General features: G+C 61.6%; 14 protein-coding genes. 9 read left to right on the top strand and 5 right to left on the bottom strand.

Going from position 1 to position 14,889, the window contains the following annotated elements; genetic code table 11:
* Positions 1-11 precede the first annotated feature (11 nt).
* The 6 genes from AAC850_RS07920 to AAC850_RS07895 all read left to right on the top strand — a co-directional run bounded on the left by AAC850_RS07920 (position 12) and on the right by AAC850_RS07895 (position 7,265).
* Entirely contained in the window at positions 12-302 is a 291-nt protein-coding gene (locus AAC850_RS07920; RefSeq protein ID WP_340588165.1) for a hypothetical protein, read from the top strand.
* Positions 299-598, top strand: a complete 300-nt coding sequence (gene sciP, locus AAC850_RS07915) for a CtrA inhibitor SciP (protein WP_048884638.1) — start codon at positions 299-301, stop codon at positions 596-598. Before AAC850_RS07920 ends, sciP begins: the two co-directional genes overlap by 4 nt.
* Before the next feature lie 150 nt (positions 599-748).
* Complete coding sequence (locus tag AAC850_RS07910) at positions 749-1,012, top strand: GlsB/YeaQ/YmgE family stress response membrane protein (protein ID WP_340588164.1); 264 nt, start codon at positions 749-751, stop codon at positions 1,010-1,012.
* Between the two features lie 252 nt (positions 1,013-1,264).
* A complete protein-coding gene (locus AAC850_RS07905; RefSeq protein WP_340588163.1) occupies positions 1,265-2,485 on the top strand; it encodes an efflux RND transporter periplasmic adaptor subunit in 1,221 nt (406 codons plus the stop codon).
* Positions 2,486-2,500: 15 nt separating this feature from the next.
* On the top strand, positions 2,501-6,001 hold the full coding sequence (locus tag AAC850_RS07900) for an efflux RND transporter permease subunit (protein WP_340588162.1): 3,501 nt from the start codon (positions 2,501-2,503) through the stop codon (positions 5,999-6,001).
* Between the two features lie 55 nt (positions 6,002-6,056).
* Complete coding sequence (locus AAC850_RS07895) at positions 6,057-7,265, top strand: DUF445 domain-containing protein (RefSeq protein ID WP_340588161.1); 1,209 nt, start codon at positions 6,057-6,059, stop codon at positions 7,263-7,265.
* Positions 7,266-7,277: 12 nt separating this feature from the next.
* On the opposite strand, the gene AAC850_RS07890 is transcribed toward AAC850_RS07895, so the two are convergent.
* The 3 genes from AAC850_RS07890 to AAC850_RS07880 all read right to left on the bottom strand — a co-directional run bounded on the left by AAC850_RS07890 (position 7,278) and on the right by AAC850_RS07880 (position 9,929).
* Positions 7,278-8,183, bottom strand: coding sequence for an energy transducer TonB (locus AAC850_RS07890; protein ID WP_340588160.1), 906 nt, complete (start codon positions 8,181-8,183; stop codon positions 7,278-7,280).
* 61 nt (positions 8,184-8,244) lie between these two features.
* On the bottom strand, positions 8,245-9,171 hold the full coding sequence (locus AAC850_RS07885; protein WP_340588159.1) for an electron transfer flavoprotein subunit alpha/FixB family protein: 927 nt from the start codon (positions 9,169-9,171) through the stop codon (positions 8,245-8,247).
* The gene (locus AAC850_RS07880) at positions 9,171-9,929 is read right to left on the bottom strand and encodes an electron transfer flavoprotein subunit beta/FixA family protein (RefSeq protein WP_340588158.1); all 759 of its coding nucleotides are present in this window, start codon (positions 9,927-9,929) and stop codon (positions 9,171-9,173) included. The genes AAC850_RS07885 and AAC850_RS07880 overlap by 1 nt, the downstream gene beginning before the upstream one ends.
* A gap of 134 nt (positions 9,930-10,063) precedes the next feature.
* Here AAC850_RS07880 and AAC850_RS07875 point away from each other — a divergent pair, with 134 nt between their 5' ends.
* The gene (locus AAC850_RS07875; protein WP_340588157.1) at positions 10,064-10,579 is read left to right on the top strand and encodes a DUF6265 family protein; all 516 of its coding nucleotides are present in this window, start codon (positions 10,064-10,066) and stop codon (positions 10,577-10,579) included.
* 26 nt (positions 10,580-10,605) lie between these two features.
* Here AAC850_RS07875 and sucC read toward each other — a convergent pair whose 3' ends face one another.
* On the bottom strand, positions 10,606-11,805 hold the full coding sequence (gene sucC, locus AAC850_RS07870; RefSeq protein WP_340588156.1) for an ADP-forming succinate--CoA ligase subunit beta: 1,200 nt from the start codon (positions 11,803-11,805) through the stop codon (positions 10,606-10,608).
* Between the two features lie 106 nt (positions 11,806-11,911).
* Here sucC and AAC850_RS07865 point away from each other — a divergent pair, with 106 nt between their 5' ends.
* Positions 11,912-12,694, top strand: a complete 783-nt coding sequence (locus AAC850_RS07865) for a 3'(2'),5'-bisphosphate nucleotidase CysQ (protein ID WP_340588155.1) — start codon at positions 11,912-11,914, stop codon at positions 12,692-12,694.
* Positions 12,695-12,745: 51 nt separating this feature from the next.
* On the opposite strand, the gene AAC850_RS07860 is transcribed toward AAC850_RS07865, so the two are convergent.
* Positions 12,746-13,429 carry a YiaD family glycine zipper/OmpA-like lipoprotein gene (locus AAC850_RS07860; protein WP_340588154.1) on the bottom strand — a complete coding sequence of 228 codons (684 nt, stop codon included), beginning with the start codon at positions 13,427-13,429 and terminating at the stop codon, positions 12,746-12,748.
* 148 nt (positions 13,430-13,577) lie between these two features.
* Between AAC850_RS07860 and AAC850_RS07855 the strand changes: the two genes are divergently transcribed.
* Positions 13,578-14,870 carry a hemolysin family protein gene (locus AAC850_RS07855; RefSeq protein ID WP_340588153.1) on the top strand — a complete coding sequence of 431 codons (1,293 nt, stop codon included), beginning with the start codon at positions 13,578-13,580 and terminating at the stop codon, positions 14,868-14,870.
* The last annotated feature ends 19 nt before the right edge of the window (positions 14,871-14,889 follow it).

Genomic DNA, 14,889 nt, shown 5'->3' with positions numbered 1-14,889 from the left:
ATGGTGAAACCATGGGCGAGGAACTGTGCGCACTCGATTGGTCAGAGCTTGTCGCGAAGTTGGCCGCTGCACGTGATTTGCGCAGCGAACTTGCATCGCAGGCGAACGGCGTTCTCGCCAGCTTCGATGCGCTGAGCGCGCATCATATCGCTCTGCAGCATGACAAGGCGCCAGAGGGGCTGACCGCAGGCAATAGCAAACACAGCGTTAACCCTGATGCTTTAGCCAATGGCAAAGACGCTTGCGCCACAAGTGATCGACGCGCTGACCGCGATGATCCGGCCAACCGAGGAAACACATGATCGAGAATCAGAAAATACGTCCTGCGCAGGTGATCGGCCCTCTTGGAGAGCCGCTGACGATCGACGATCTGCCTTCGCCCAAGACGAAGCGGTGGGTCGTGCGGCGCAAAGCCGAGGTCGTGGCTGCGGTCAATGGCGGCCTGTTGACGATCGACGAAGTTCTCGAGCGTTATGGCCTGACCCTGGAGGAGTTTGCCGGATGGCAGCGTGCTGTCGACCGTTCGGGCATGCAGGGCCTGCGTGTCACCCGGATCCAGCATTATCGTGACCTGTACGAGCGCCAGTTGAAATACTGACTTCGCTGTTTTTTTACGCCTTTCTCGGGGCAAATACCGACGAAAACAGACAAAACTCGAGTTTTCCAGAGGGAGTTTCGGAACACCGGAACTCTTTCTACGTTTGTGCTCTAGATTCCCGAATCGGGAAGAATAGAGGAGAACAGGGTTATGGGTTGGATTATCGCAATTATCGTCGGCGGCATCATCGGCTGGATTGCCAGCATGATCATGGGCCGTGATGCCTCGATGGGCATTTTCTGGAACATCGTTGTCGGCCTGATCGGTGCACTGCTTGGCGGCTGGATCGGTTCGTTGATCGGCGTGACCTCGACGCTCACCGAATTCAGCATTCCCGGCCTTCTGATGAGCCTGGTCGGCGCAGTCGTACTGCTTGGCATCATGAACATGATCCAGCGCGGTCGCGTGCGCTAATCACGCTTCGGGGGCTAGCGCCCTCGATAACTGAAGAATACGCTTTGGGGCGCAAGGTCATCGACCTTGCGCCCCTTTCGCTATTTTCATGCGTCATTGGTCGGGTGACATGGCTGTTTGGCAGACGATCGGATTGCTTATGTCGCCTGCAAGCCGCTAAAGGCGGCTTACCGCCAACCCGGTCGCCCGCCGGGGGCAATTGTGATAAGCCAAGCAAAAGCTGCCGGCAGGGCCTTGAAAAGACACGCGCCAATGAATCTCGAGACCAAAGTAAGTACGACTGACCTCGAAAGCGAAAATCCGGAGGGCCTTGGTGCCGCGCTGGATGCTGACGCTACCGACGAACAGGCCCTTGAGGGGCAGGGACGGCGCAAGCGCCGCCTGTGGATCGCGCTCGCGGTAATTCTGGTCGGTGCCATCATCGGCGGCCTGATGCTGACCGGCGGCGAAGAGGAAGTGCCTTTTGTCAACGTGGGCAACGACGGCAGCGCACCTGCTGTGACCGTCGCAATTCCAGGTGCCGGCACACTCGAAGGCACAATCAATGCAACCGGAACGCTGGCGGCGCGGCGCGAGATGCCTGTCGGCGTGGTCGGCGAAGGTGGCCGCGTAGTATCGGTCCCCGTAGAAGCGGGCGAATGGGTGCGCGCCGGACAGGTGCTGGCCGTGATCGACCGTTCGGTCCAGAACCAGCAGGCAAGCGCGCAAGCTGCGCAAATCCAGGTCGCTCAAGCTGACGCGGATCTCGCGCAAGCCAATCTGGACCGCGCCTTGCAACTGGTAGAACGCGGCTTCATCAGCCAGGCCGATATCGACCGCCTTACGGCAACGCGCGATGCAGCATTTGCGCGTGTGGACGTAGCGCGCGCGCAGTTCGCGGAACGCCGCGCCCGCAATGCCCAGCTCAACGTAGTCGCGCCATCAGCCGGTCTCCTGCTGACCCGCAATGTCGAACCCGGCCAGGTCGTCAGCCCCGGATCCGGCACTCTGTTCGCGATTGCGCGCGGTGGTGAAATGGAAATGCTCGCCCAGGTTGGCGAGAACGAGCTGGCAACGATTCCCGTCGGGGCAAGCGTGACGGTCACACCGGCCGGCAGCGAGCGAAGCTTCACCGGGCAAGTCTGGCAGATTTCGCCGGTGATCGACCGGACCAATCGCCAGGGCACGGCGCGCGTTGCCTTGTCCTATGATCCTGCCCTGCGGCCCGGTGGCTTTGCCACGGCGCGCATTACCAGCGGCACGGTGGTTGCGCCGCGATTGCCTGAAAGCGCAATCCTGTCCGACGAGACATCGAGCTACGTCTATATCGTCGATGACGAGAACAAGGCGGTGCGCCGCAATGTCGAACTCGGGATGATCCGAGAGGATGGCATCGCCATCGCTTCGGGCCTCGACGGGTCGGAGAAGGTGGTCTTGCAGGCGGGCGGATTCCTGACCGAAGGTCAGACCGTGCGCCCGATGATGCAGGACTAGGCGGTTAAAGACACCATGGATTTCAACCAGATTTCTGCGTGGTCGATCCGCAACCCGATCGTCCCCATCCTGTTGTTTGTCGGCCTGACTCTGGCCGGCATAGTCAGCTTTTCACGAATGGATGTGCAGAACAATCCGGACATCGAGTTTCCGATTGCCATCGTCAGCATTTCCCAGCCCGGCGCTGCTCCGACCGAGGTCGAGAACCAGATCACACAGCGCGTGGAAGCGGCGGTCCAGACGCTCGACGGTATCGAGAATATCCGCTCGACCGCATCGGAAGGCAATTCCTTCACCGTTATCGAATTCGAGCTGGGGACCGATATCGATGCTGTCGTCAACGAAGTGAACAGCGCGGTTGACCAGATACGCGGCGAGCTGCCCGATGGCATTCTCGAACCGCGCGTATTCAAGCAGCAAACCAGTTCACGCCCCATCGTCTATTTCGCCGTCGATGCCGACGACATGACGATCGAACAGTTAAGCTGGTTTATCGACGATACGATTACCAAGCGGCTGCTGCAGGTAGAGGGCCTTGCCGAGGTTAACCGCAATGGCGGTGTCGACCGGGAAATCCTGGTGATTCTCGACCCGGCGCGCATGCAATCGCTCGGCCTGACCGCGGCGCAAGTCAACGCGGCCCTGCGCCAGCTCAATATCAATGCGGCGGGTGGCCAGTCCGAAATCGCAGGATCGCGCCAGTCGGTGCGCGTGCTGGGCAATGCGCAATCGGTCTTTGAACTTTCGCAAGCGCAATTGTCGCTCAATGGACGCTCGATTAAATTGTCGGACATCGCCCGCGTCAGCGACTCCTACGGCGAACTACGCTCGATGTCGAAGCTCAACGGCGAACAGATCGTGACTTTCTCGGTGACACGTGCCCGCGGCGAATCGGATGTCGCCGTGTATGACGGCGTGGTCGAAGCCCTTCAGGACATCGAGGCGGGAAATCCCGGGGTCAGCTTCACCCGCCTGTTCACCGAAGTGGATTACACCAAGGCGCAGTACGAAAGTTCCCTGGCGGCAATGGTCGAAGGGGCATTGCTTGCCGTGATCGTCGTGTTCCTGTTCCTGCGGGACTGGCGTGCGACCATCATCGCTTCGCTGGCGATACCGCTCTCGGCAATACCGACCTTCTGGTTTCTCGAGGCTTGGTTCGGCTTCACGCTCAACACCATGTCGTTGCTGGCGCTGGGTCTGGTTGCGGGCGTGCTGGTGGATGATGCCATCGTCGAAATCGAGAACATCGTGCGCCATATGCGCATGGGCAAGAGCGCCTACCAGGCCAGCATAGATGCTGCCGACGAGATCGGACTCGCGGTTGTCGCCACGACATTCTCGATTGTCGCCGTGTTCCTGCCCGTCGGCCTGATGTCCGGGATTACCGGCATTTTCTTCAAGAATTTCGGGATTACCGTGGTTGTCTCGGTGCTGATGAGCCTCGCGGTGGCGCGCATGATCACTCCGATGATCGCGGCCTATTTCCTCAAGGCCAAGGGCCAGGCTTCGCACGGCGAAGGCCCCATGATGGACAGGTACATGTCCGTCCTGCGGTGGTCGCTCGACGACAGCGCACTGCGTCGCCGCGTCAGCGAACTCGGGCGCGCGCCTTTCAAATGGCAGTACGGCTTGATTGCCAGCCCGCTATTCATCCTGATTGCAGGAGCGGGCGTCGCGGCATTCGGCTATGTCATCTACTTCTGGTTCGGCAATGAAACGCTGGCGCAAAGCATGGATGCGCGCTTCTGGACTGGCGAGTTCGACGTGCTTCCCAACCCGATCGCGATGTTTATCGGATTCATTCTCGCCGTCGTTTCCATGTCTGCTGCGGTTTTCCTTGCGGGGATTGCCTCGTGGGTGGCGGGAGGGCTCTTGCGTATCGGCCTGACCTTCTTGACCGGCATTCTTGGCGGTGACTTCCATAAATGGTTCGTCAACCGCCTCGGTCGCCTTCGCGCGCGTTTCCTCGATCACAGGATGTGGATGATGGGTATCGGCGTGGGCGCGCTGGCGATGACCATTTTCACAATGGTCGTTTTGCCCAAGCAGTTCTTCCCCGCCACCGACAGCGACTTCTCGCTGGTCCGCATCGAAATGGTGCCCGGAACCACGCTCGAACAGACTGAAATCGTAGTCGATGCGGTTTCCGCGCGGCTGAAGGAAGAACAGGAGGTCGCACTGGCACTGGGAATTGCCAATGAAGGCAATGGCCTGATCCGGCTCGTACTCGCAGAAGATCGCGTGCGCGACAGTCTGCAGTTTGAGCGTGAGATGACGACTGTGCTCCAGGACTTCCCCGATGCGCGAATCAATTTCCAGGATCAATCCGGCCCCGGCGGCGGCAGCGCGACCGGGCGCGCCATTTCGAAAATGCTCGCCGGTTCCGATCCCGAAGCGCTCAACGCGACTGCCGAAACGCTTGCCGAGCAGATGCGCGGAATACCGGGTATTGTTGCACCTCGCGTAGAGCTGGACCTGCAGCGCCCGGAATTGCTGATTGAACCGCGTGAAGAGCTTGCGGCCAGCCTTGGTGTCACCACCGCCGCGCTGAGCCAGGCGATCCGCATCGCCACGCTTGGCGATATCGACCAGAACGCAGCGAAATTCTCGCTTTCGGACCGGCAGGTGCCGATCAGGGTGCGGCTTGCCGAAAGCGAGCGGCGCGACCTTTCGACCATCCGCAACCTCCCCGTGCCGACCTCCACCGGCGGCTCCGTCCCGCTCGAACGCGTGGCGGACATCCGCTTCGGAATGGGTCCGACCTCGATCGAACGTTATAACCAGAGCCGCCGGGTCTTCATCGGGGCCGACATTGCGCCCGGCTTTGCGCGCGGCGACATCATGCCGGCTATCGACCAGCTCCCGATCATGCGCGACCTGCCGACCGGCGTAACCAGCCCCGCGGTGGGGCAGGACGAGGCACAGGAGGAATTGCAGCAGAGCTTCGTTCCCGCCCTGCTGACCGGCATCCTGCTGGTGTTCGCTGTGCTCGTGCTGCTCTACCGCAGACTGGTTTCGCCGCTCGTCAATATGGGCTCGCTATTCCTCGCGCCGCTGGGCGGCCTGCTGCTCGTCATGGCAGTCGGCATGGAGTTGACGCTGCCGGTGTTCATCGGGATGCTGATGCTGTTCGGCATCGTCTCGAAGAACTCGATCTTGCTGATCGATTTTGCACTGGAAGAGCTGGAAACCGGCAAGCCCAAGCGCGAGGCGATTATCGAGGCAGGCCACAAGCGTGCGCAACCGATCGTGATGACGACGGTGGCGATGACGGCGGGCATGATCCCAACTGCGCTGGCGCTCAGTGCCGATGGTGCATGGCGTCAGCCAATGGGTCTGGTGGTGATCGGCGGCCTGATACTTTCCACGCTGCTCACGCTGCTGATCGTGCCTGCAGGATTTAGCCTGGCAGACGGGCTGGAGAAGCGTTTTGGCCCATGGATGCGTGAGCGGTTCCTGACCTACAAGCCGGGCGACGATATCGCTTCGGGTGCGGAGCCGCAGCCTGCCGAGTAATCGAACCCCTGCAATCGGCTCGGCCAATGCGCTGCCGCCTGACAAGGCCCGGCGGATGCGCCTCACCGCCACCTTGCTGCTCGTGGCGATGGCGGCAATCTTCGTCGCGACATACCAGTTGCTCGGCCAGCACCCGGCATGGGGCTATGTGAACGCCTTTGCCGAAGCGGCAATGGTCGGCGGGTTGGCGGACTGGTTCGCGGTGACCGCTCTGTTTCGCCATCCGCTTGGCATTCCCATTCCGCACACGGCGATAATTCCCGAGAACAAGAATCGTATTGCCGACACCATGGCGCAATTCCTGCGCTCGAACTTCCTGACGCCAGTGGTGGTCGCGCGGCGTATGCGTGAGATGAACGTGGCGCTTGCTGCCGGTGATTTCCTCGCCAAGCGAGGGGAAGACACCGAGGGCCGCATTCGCGCAGGGGCGGGGCAATTGCTGGTCGAATTGCTCGAATCGCTCGATCCCGACCGGCTTGGGCTACAAGTCAAAGCGGGCCTCGCACGGCAGGCCGAAAAGCTTGAAGTGTCGCCGCTGCTTGGCCGGGTTCTGGAAACCGCGATTGCCGACAATCGCCATCGCCCGCTGATCGACGGGTTCATCCGCTGGGCGGGGCTGGCGCTGGAAGACAATGAGGACATGGTTCGCGACATGGTACAGGCCCGCGCCAATGCGATCATCCGCTGGACCGGGCTCGATGCGCGCCTGGCCGAATCAGTGCTCAACGGGCTCTACAAGCTGCTCGCCGAAATGCATGTCGATCCTGACCATCCGGTGCGCGCCAAGGTGGAGGAAGGCCTCGCCAGCCTGGCGCACGACCTGCAGCATGATCCGACCATGCGCACAAAGGTGGAGCGCATGAAGAACGACCTGCTCGCCAATCCGGCCGTGGGTGACTGGTGGATGGGCGTTTGGGAGCGGCTGCGTCATTCGCTGATCGACATGTTGCGCAATCCTGACCGGGCAATGTCGGGCCAGATGGGCCAGAGCCTTGCCGAGTTGGGCGAAAGGCTGCGCGAGGATCCCGCCCTGCAGGTGCAGGTCAACCGCTTTGCCCGCCGCACTCTGGTGGGCGTGGTGACCCGTTATGGCGACCAGATCGTCAGCCTGGTGTCACATACGGTAAAGGGCTGGGATGCAGGTACGATCACCATGCGTATCGAGCGCGCGGTCGGCCGCGATCTTCAGTTCATCCGCATTAACGGCACGCTGGTGGGCGGGCTTGTTGGCGTGACCATCCATTTCCTGACTCATGCGCTCTAAGGCGCCAGCGACCTAATAGGGGTTGCGGATATGGAAGATGACGCGCTGGACGAAGAAGCCGGTGGTGGGGTTGCCATCTCTATCGCTCGCAGGCTCTAACTCACCATACTCGCGCAAAGTCGCGCACGCCGTATCGCGCAAGACGCGCGCCGTGAGATAGCTTGCGACGTGGCAATAGGTGACCTCGCCTTCGGGATCGACAATCAGGCGGAGCAGCACCGGGCCCTGTCGCCCGTCGCGTACTGCCGAGCCCGGATAGGCCACTCGCAATCGCGCATCGATAATCTCATCGTTGAGAAGCCCGGGTTGCCGGGTAGGGGCACCTGGCCCCCGCAGATCGACGCCCATGGCGATCAGCCCTTCAACCGCGCAATCCGTAAGGCTTGAAAGCGCCTGGTCGATTGCTCCGGTGCGCAGAACAATGGGGTCGGCATCTTCGCCCTGGATAACGTAATAGCGTGATCCGGGTGCAAGCGCGTACTCGTCCGCTGCGGTTTCGCCCTGCGCCACCGGGTACGGGAAGCCGGCATAGACGAAGCCGTCGCGCTCGCCGAAAGAGGCATTCGCGAGCCTTGTGTAGCGAGCCAGCCCGCTACCGGGGATGAAGCCTGCCTCGACCGGCTCGTCGACCGAGAATTCGCTCCCGATGATGGCATATTGCACCGGGAGACCCGGTTGGAGCCGCCGCATGACGAAAGTGACGGTATTGTCGCCAAGCTTGAAATCCCGCCGGACCGAACATCCTTCGTTGGAGCTCGACAAACGCCATTCTGATTGGGGGAGATGAAAACTCTCGTCACCAATCAGCGCACGCGCTTCGGGTGAAAGCTCGACGATCTCGGGATATGTCTGGGCGGCGGTCGGAACCGAAGGCACCAGCGCGACCAGGGCCAGGCCAAGAATGCAGCGAAATTTCACAAAAAGCACCTCCTGCCGCGCAACCTAACGCAGGTTGCGCGGCAGGCAAGTGCTTATGCAATCACAGCTTTTCGGTCAGTTCGGGCACTGCGTTGAAGAGGTCTGCAACTAGTCCGATGTCGGCGACCTGGAAGATCGGGGCGTCGGGATCCTTGTTGATCGCGACGATCGTCTTGGAGTCCTTCATGCCCGCAAGGTGCTGGATCGCGCCCGAAATGCCGATGGCGATGTAGAGGTCGGGCGCAACGATCTTGCCGGTCTGGCCGACCTGGTAATCGTTGGGCACATATCCCGCATCGACCGCAGCGCGGCTGGCACCGATGGCAGCGCCGAGCTTGTCGGCGAGCGGAGTGATGTATTGTTCGAAGGTCGGCCCATCCTTCAGCGCGCGGCCACCCGATACGATGATGCCGGCACTGGTGAGTTCGGGGCGGTCAGACTTGACCGCATCGAGCTTCACGAACTCGGACAGGCCCGCATCGCCATCGCCGCTGACAGGCTCGACAGATGCGCTGCCACCGCTCGCCTCGGCCTTGTCGAAGGCGGTGGTGCGCACGGTGATGACGAGCTTGGGGTCGCTGCTTTCAACCGTGGCGATGGCATTGCCGGCATAGATCGGGCGGGTGAAGCTCTTGGGGCCTTCCACGCTCATGATGTCGGAGACCTGCATTACGTCGAGCAATGCAGCAACGCGCGGCAGCACGTTCTTGCCGGTGGTGGTGGCGGGCGCAAGGACCGCGTCGTAGCTGTCCATCAGGCCAACAATCAGCGGCGCAACGTTTTCGGCCAGCCCATGCGCATAAGCGGCGTCTTCGGCGTGCAGCACCTTGGATACGCCGGCGATCTGCGCGGTGGCATCGGCGGCGGCCTTCGAGCCGGTAACGAGCACGTGAGTGTCGCCGCCCAGCGCGGCGGCAGCGGTGACAGTGGCGAGGGTCGCGTCGGCAACACTGTCGCCATGCGGTTCGGCAAATACGAGTGTGGTCATCAGGCGACTCCCAGGGCTTTGAGCTTGGCTACCAGCGCGTCGACATCCTCGACGATCTCGCCCGCCTGGCGGACCGGCGGCTCGCTGACATTGGTGGTGGTGATGCGCGGCGTGACATCGACGCCGAAATCAGCCGGCGTCTTGGTGTCGAGCGGCTTCTTCTTGGCCTTCATGATGTTGGGCAGCGAAGCATAGCGCGGCTCGTTGAGGCGCAAGTCGGTGGTGACAATGGCAGGGAGCGACAGCTTGACCGTTTCGAGGCCGCCATCGACTTCGCGCGTTATGCTGACATGATCGCCTTCGATCGTCACTTCGCTGGCGAAGGTGCCTTGCGGGCGGCCCATCAGCGCGGCGAGCATTTGCCCTGTCTGGTTGCTGTCGTCGTCGATCGCCTGCTTGCCTAGCATTACAATGCCAGCGCCTTCTTCCTCGGCAATCGCCTTGAGGATCTTGGCCACGGCGAGCGGTTCGGTCTTCGAGGCAACGCCATCATCGGCTTCGACCAGGATCGCCCGGTCTGCGCCCATGGCGAGCGCGGTGCGCAGCGTTTCCTGCGCCTTGGCCGGGCCAATGCTGACAGCGATAATTTCTTCGGCCTTGCCCGCTTCCTTCAACCGGATCGCCTCTTCCACGGCAATCTCGTCAAACGGGTTCATGCTCATCTTCACATTGGCAAGATCAACACCGGAACCATCCGCCTTCACGCGGGGCTTCACGTTGTAATCAATCACCCGCTTAACGGGCACGAGGATTTTCATTGGTCTTCGTCCTCTCTCGGATTCGGCAACTGCCGCTTATGTAAACAGTCTTACGTATAGGTCAAGCGAGGTCGCTTTACCCGCGTCCGCATTCGGCTTAGCGTCCACTGCTGTGCTGTAAAGGAGACTCCTGCATGCGTCTTCCCGTTCCCGCCACTGCGATGGCACTGGTACTTGGTGTCTCTTCGCCGGCCAGCGCGCAGGAAACGCGCATCGCTCCAGACGACCACGTGCCACCTTCCGCCGAAATAGGTCAGCTTGAATGGCTGGTCGGGCAATGGGAAGGCACCGGTATCGGTGGCCACCGTGCGATGGAAAGCTGGCTTCCGCCCACTGGCGACACCATGATCGGGACATTCGTGCAGGCGACGGCTGATGGCACCATCCGCTTTTCGGAACATATGTATCTGACGGAGGAGGACGGGTCGCTTGTCCTTCGCCTCAAGCACTTCAATGCCGATTTGACCGGCTGGGAAGCGCAGGACGATATGCTGACCTTCCGCCTCGTCGCGGTCGAGCCATGCGCGGCCTATTTCCACGCATTGACCCTGCGCTGCGATGGCGAGGACGGACTGGTGGCTGCCGTGCGAATGCGCAGCGAAGGGGAGGAGATCAGCGAGCTATTGTTCCGTTTCGAACGGATGCAATAGCCCGCCCTTTCTCCTTGCGGCTGAATTCAGGCCGCTTCCTTTACCTGCGCCACAATCTTCTTGGCGGCATCGCCCAGATCGTCAGCCGCAATAATCGGCAGGCCAGAATTGGCGAGAATGTCCTTGCCCTGCTGCACATTCGTGCCTTCGAGGCGGACAACCAGTGGCACGTCCAGATCGACTTCCTTGGCCGCGATCACGATGCCTTCCGCAATCGTGTCGCAACGCATGATGCCGCCGAAGATGTTGACGAGAATGCCCTTCACTGCCGGATCGGACAGGATGATCTTGAACGCCGCGGTCACCTTCTCGGTCGTCGCGCCGCCGCCCACGTCGAGGAAGTTGGCGGGAAAAGAACCGTTGAGCTTGATGATGTCCATCGTCGCCATGGCAAGGCCCGCGCCGTTCACCATGCAGCCGATATCGCCATCGAGCTTGATGTAGGCGAGGTCGTGCTTGCTCGCCTCGACCTCCATCGGGTCTTCCTCGGTCTCGTCGCGCATGGCTTCCACGTCGGGGTGGCGGTAGAGCGCGTTGGAATCGAAGCTCATCTTGGTGTCGAGCACGAGCAGTTCGCCGCCCTTGGTTTCGACCAGCGGATTGATTTCCAGCATGTCGCAATCGAGCTTGGTGAAAGCGGTGTAGAGCTGGCTGGCAAGCTTGCCAGCGGCCTTGCCCAGCGCGCCTTCCAGCTTCAGCGCGTTGGCCACGCTGCGGCCGTGGTGTGGCATGAAACCGGTTGCCGGATCGATGGTGATGGTGGCGATCTTTTCGGGCGTGTTATGCGCTACGTCCTCGATATCCATGCCGCCTTCGGTGGAAACGATCATGGCCACGCGGCTCGATTCGCGGTCGATCACCATCGAGAGGTAATATTCCTCCGCAATATCGACGCCATCGGTGACGTAGAGACGGTTCACCTGCTTGCCCTCGTCACCCGTCTGGACGGTAACCAGCGTGTTGCCGAGCATTTCGCGCGCATCGGTTTCCACCGCGTTCACGCTCGTGGCGAGGCGTACACCGCCCTTGGCGTCGGCGGGAAGCTCAGCGAATTTGCCCTTGCCGCGTCCACCGGCATGGATCTGCGCTTTCACCACGTACAGCGGGCCGGGCAGCTTGCCCGCCGCTTCCACGGCTTCTTCCACGCTTGTTGCAGGATAGCCTGTGGGCACACCGATGCCGAATTTGGCGAGGAGTTCCTTGGCCTGGTATTCGTGGATGTTCATGGGGGCGGGCCTTCATACCTGAAAATGGAAAGATTCGCTGCGCGCTAAAGCATCATAGCAAGCGGCTTGCAATCACTCGTTGGTAGTATCATTTGCGACTTCACGCATGATCGACACGATGAAACTCGAACAGATCTGCCGCGAGGCAGGTCATATGGCGCTTGGGCGCTGGCCGGGGGCGGGACACGCGCTCGAGAGCTGGGAGAAAACGCCCGGCAGTCCGGTGTGCGAGGCCGACCTCGAAGTCGATGCTTTCCTGAAGCGCGAACTGGGCCGGCTGCTGCCTGCTGCCGGATGGCTGAGCGAGGAAACCGCCGATCATGCCGGCCGTCTCGACAAATCGCTGATCTGGCTGGTCGATCCGATCGACGGTACGCGCGATTTCATTCGCGGCCGCAGCGGTTGGGCAGTTTCGGTATCGCTGATCAGCGGCGGGCGGCCGCTGCTCGGCACGCTGGTAGCACCGGCGCGCAAGGAAGTCTGGTCCGCGGTGGCGGGCAAGGGTGCCTGGCTCAATGGCAAGCGGTTGAGGGCGAGCAGGCGCAAGACCTTCACTGGCGCGCGGGTGCCCGCGGATTCGCTGGCAAAGGAAGACCGCATCCTTGAAATGGTCGAGAAGCCCAACTCCATAGCCCTGCGCGTGGCAATGGTGGCCGATAACCGGGCCGACATCGTGGCGACGCTGCGTTGGGGATACGAATGGGATATCGGCGCTGCGGCGCTGATCGCGCGCGAGGCCGGTGCAGCCGTGACCGACGCATTCGGCGGGCCACTCAATTACAACAAGCGGGACCCGCGTGCCTTCGGATTGCTCGTGAGCGCGCCCGCGATCCATGCCGAAGCCGTGGCGCATCTGGCGGACCGCGCCGAAGTACTGGCGATACGATAGAAAAAGGCCGCCCCGTGAGGAGCGGCCTTTTCAATTCGGCTTTTCGGTCGATCAATAGGCTTGTTCGACGTCGGCCTCGGTAATCGGCGTAATGCGGATTTCCACACGGCGGTTCTGCGAACGACCGCTGACAGTGGTGTTGTCTGCTACCGGATACTGCTCGCCATAGCCGATCGTTTCGATGCGGGCGCGGGCAACACCGCGCGATACGAGGTAGTTGGCGACCGATTCGGCGCGGCGACGCGAAAGGTCGAGGTTGTACTGGTCGCTACCGGTGGAATCGGTGTGACCCATTACGTCGATCAGGCTGTTGGGGTAGTCGATCATGCTCTGCGCAACACCATCGAGCGTGGTGCGCATCTGCGGCGAAATCGTGGTCGAATCGACGGCGAAGGTCACTTCGGGGAAGTTCACCAGGATGCCATCACCGTTCGGGGTCTGGCCGACGTCGACACCGGTACCGGCGGTGACTTCTTCCAGCTCGCGAATCTGTTCGTCCATGCGATAGCCGACATAGCCGCCCGCTGCTGCGCCGATGCCTGCACCCACGATACGTGCAGTCTTGCCGCCGACGAGGCCGCCCAGCAGATAGCCAAGGCCAGCACCGCCGATGCCGCCAATAGCGGTGCGCGAGATATGACGCTCGCCGGTGTTGGGATCGGTTACACAAGCCGTGGTCGTGCCAATTAGCGCAATCGCAGCGATGGACGAGGTGAGAATGTTCTTCGTTTTCATGTAGTTCTTCCTCCAAAGATCGTTGACCACCGTTGCGAGTGGCTGGTCATACAATGCGTGAAACGGCTGGATGCCCCTGGTGTTCCAACAGTCTGTGCAAATAGGACTCTTCGCGCCGCGCGCCTTATCTGCTAGCGCCGCAGACCTGATGTCCCCCTTTCCCTGGCCGTTCCTTGCCGCCCTCGCTTTCCTGATCGTGCTCAATGGCGTTTTCGCCATGTCCGAGCTGGCGATTGTTTCTGCCCGTACCGCGCGGCTTAAAATGGCTGCCGAGCGCGGCAGCAAGAGCGCCGAGATCGCGATGCGGCTGGCGCTGGAGCCGGGCAAGTTCCTCTCTACTGTGCAGATCGGGATCACGCTGATCGGGATTATCGCGGGCGCGGTTTCGGGTGCGACACTCGGCCAGCCCGTGGGCGAGCGCATCGCGCTGCTCGGGATAGAGGCAGAGCTCGCACAGGACATTGGCTTCGTCCTCACCATCGCCCTCACGACCTATTTCAGCCTCGTGATCGGCGAGCTGGTGCCCAAGCAACTGGCGCTGCGCACCGCAGAACCCATCGCCATCATCATGGCGCGGCCGATGGACCTGTTGGCCCGCGTAGCCGCACCCTTTGTCTGGCTGCTCGATACATCTTCCAACCTCCTGCTCTGGGCGCTGGGCATTCGCCACAAGGGCGACCATCACCTGACTGCCGAAGAGCTGCAGATGATCTTTGCCGATGCCACACGCACCGGGGTGATCGAGGAGCAGGGGCGCGCGATCCTGTCGGGCATCATGCGCCTGCAGGATCGCCCGGTGCGCGAGTTGATGACCCCGCGCACGGATCTCGACTGGCTCGATGCAAGTGCCAGCGAGGAAGAGATGCGAAGGGTGATCGCCGAATCGCCGCATTCGCTGCTGCCTGTTGCAGAAGGCTCGCCCGACAAGGTGATCGGCGTGGTCAAGGTGCGCGAACTTCTCGCGCTGCTGGTTGCTGGTGAACCCGTGGTACTGACGGACTTGCTCCACAAGAGCGGGGTAGTTCCCGACCAGCTCGATGCGATGGATGCGCTGCGCTCGCTCCAGCAATCGGGGACGGGCATGGCAATGGTGCACGACGAATACGGCCATCTCGATGGCATCGTGACGACTGCCGATCTGCTGTCCGCCATTGCCGGCGATTTCGCCAGCCATCAGGACGAAGGCGACACACCGATGATTACCGAGCGCGAGGATGGCTCGCTGCTGGTGTCGGGCGCGCTGTCGGCCGATGCGCTGGAGGAAAAGCTCGGACTGGACCTGCCCGAAGGCCGCGAATTCGCCACGGCTGCGGGCTATGCGTTGTTCCAGCTCAAGCACCTGCCAACCGAAGGCGAGTATTTCACCGATCAGGGCTGGCGCTTCGAAGTGGTCGACATGGACGGCCGCAAGATCGACAAGCTGCTGGTGAGTGAAGTATAATCTGTCTCATGAAGCTGCA

This window comes from Erythrobacter alti (assembly GCF_037996805.1).
GTDB lineage: Bacteria > Pseudomonadota > Alphaproteobacteria > Sphingomonadales > Sphingomonadaceae > Alteraurantiacibacter > Alteraurantiacibacter alti.
Note: the sequence above shows the minus strand (reverse complement) of the source record. Positions and strands in the feature narration are given on the sequence as shown.

Excerpts from the sequence above, each read along its gene's own strand:
- AAC850_RS07920 (WP_340588165.1), top strand. The coding sequence starts at position 12 with ATGGGCGAGGAACTGTGCGCACTCGATTGGTCAGAGCTTGTCGCGAAG.
- sciP (WP_048884638.1), top strand. The coding sequence starts at position 299 with ATGATCGAGAATCAGAAAATACGTCCTGCGCAGGTGATCGGCCCTCTT.
- AAC850_RS07910 (WP_340588164.1), top strand. The coding sequence starts at position 749 with ATGGGTTGGATTATCGCAATTATCGTCGGCGGCATCATCGGCTGGATT.
- AAC850_RS07905 (WP_340588163.1), top strand. The coding sequence starts at position 1,265 with ATGAATCTCGAGACCAAAGTAAGTACGACTGACCTCGAAAGCGAAAAT.
- AAC850_RS07900 (WP_340588162.1), top strand. The coding sequence starts at position 2,501 with ATGGATTTCAACCAGATTTCTGCGTGGTCGATCCGCAACCCGATCGTC.
- AAC850_RS07895 (WP_340588161.1), top strand. The coding sequence starts at position 6,057 with ATGCGCCTCACCGCCACCTTGCTGCTCGTGGCGATGGCGGCAATCTTC.
- AAC850_RS07885 (WP_340588159.1), bottom strand. The coding sequence starts at position 9,171 with ATGACCACACTCGTATTTGCCGAACCGCATGGCGACAGTGTTGCCGAC.
- AAC850_RS07880 (WP_340588158.1), bottom strand. The coding sequence starts at position 9,929 with ATGAAAATCCTCGTGCCCGTTAAGCGGGTGATTGATTACAACGTGAAG.
- AAC850_RS07875 (WP_340588157.1), top strand. The coding sequence starts at position 10,064 with ATGCGTCTTCCCGTTCCCGCCACTGCGATGGCACTGGTACTTGGTGTC.
- sucC (WP_340588156.1), bottom strand. The coding sequence starts at position 11,805 with ATGAACATCCACGAATACCAGGCCAAGGAACTCCTCGCCAAATTCGGC.
- AAC850_RS07865 (WP_340588155.1), top strand. The coding sequence starts at position 11,912 with ATGATCGACACGATGAAACTCGAACAGATCTGCCGCGAGGCAGGTCAT.
- AAC850_RS07860 (WP_340588154.1), bottom strand. The coding sequence starts at position 13,429 with ATGAAAACGAAGAACATTCTCACCTCGTCCATCGCTGCGATTGCGCTA.
- AAC850_RS07855 (WP_340588153.1), top strand. The coding sequence starts at position 13,578 with ATGTCCCCCTTTCCCTGGCCGTTCCTTGCCGCCCTCGCTTTCCTGATC.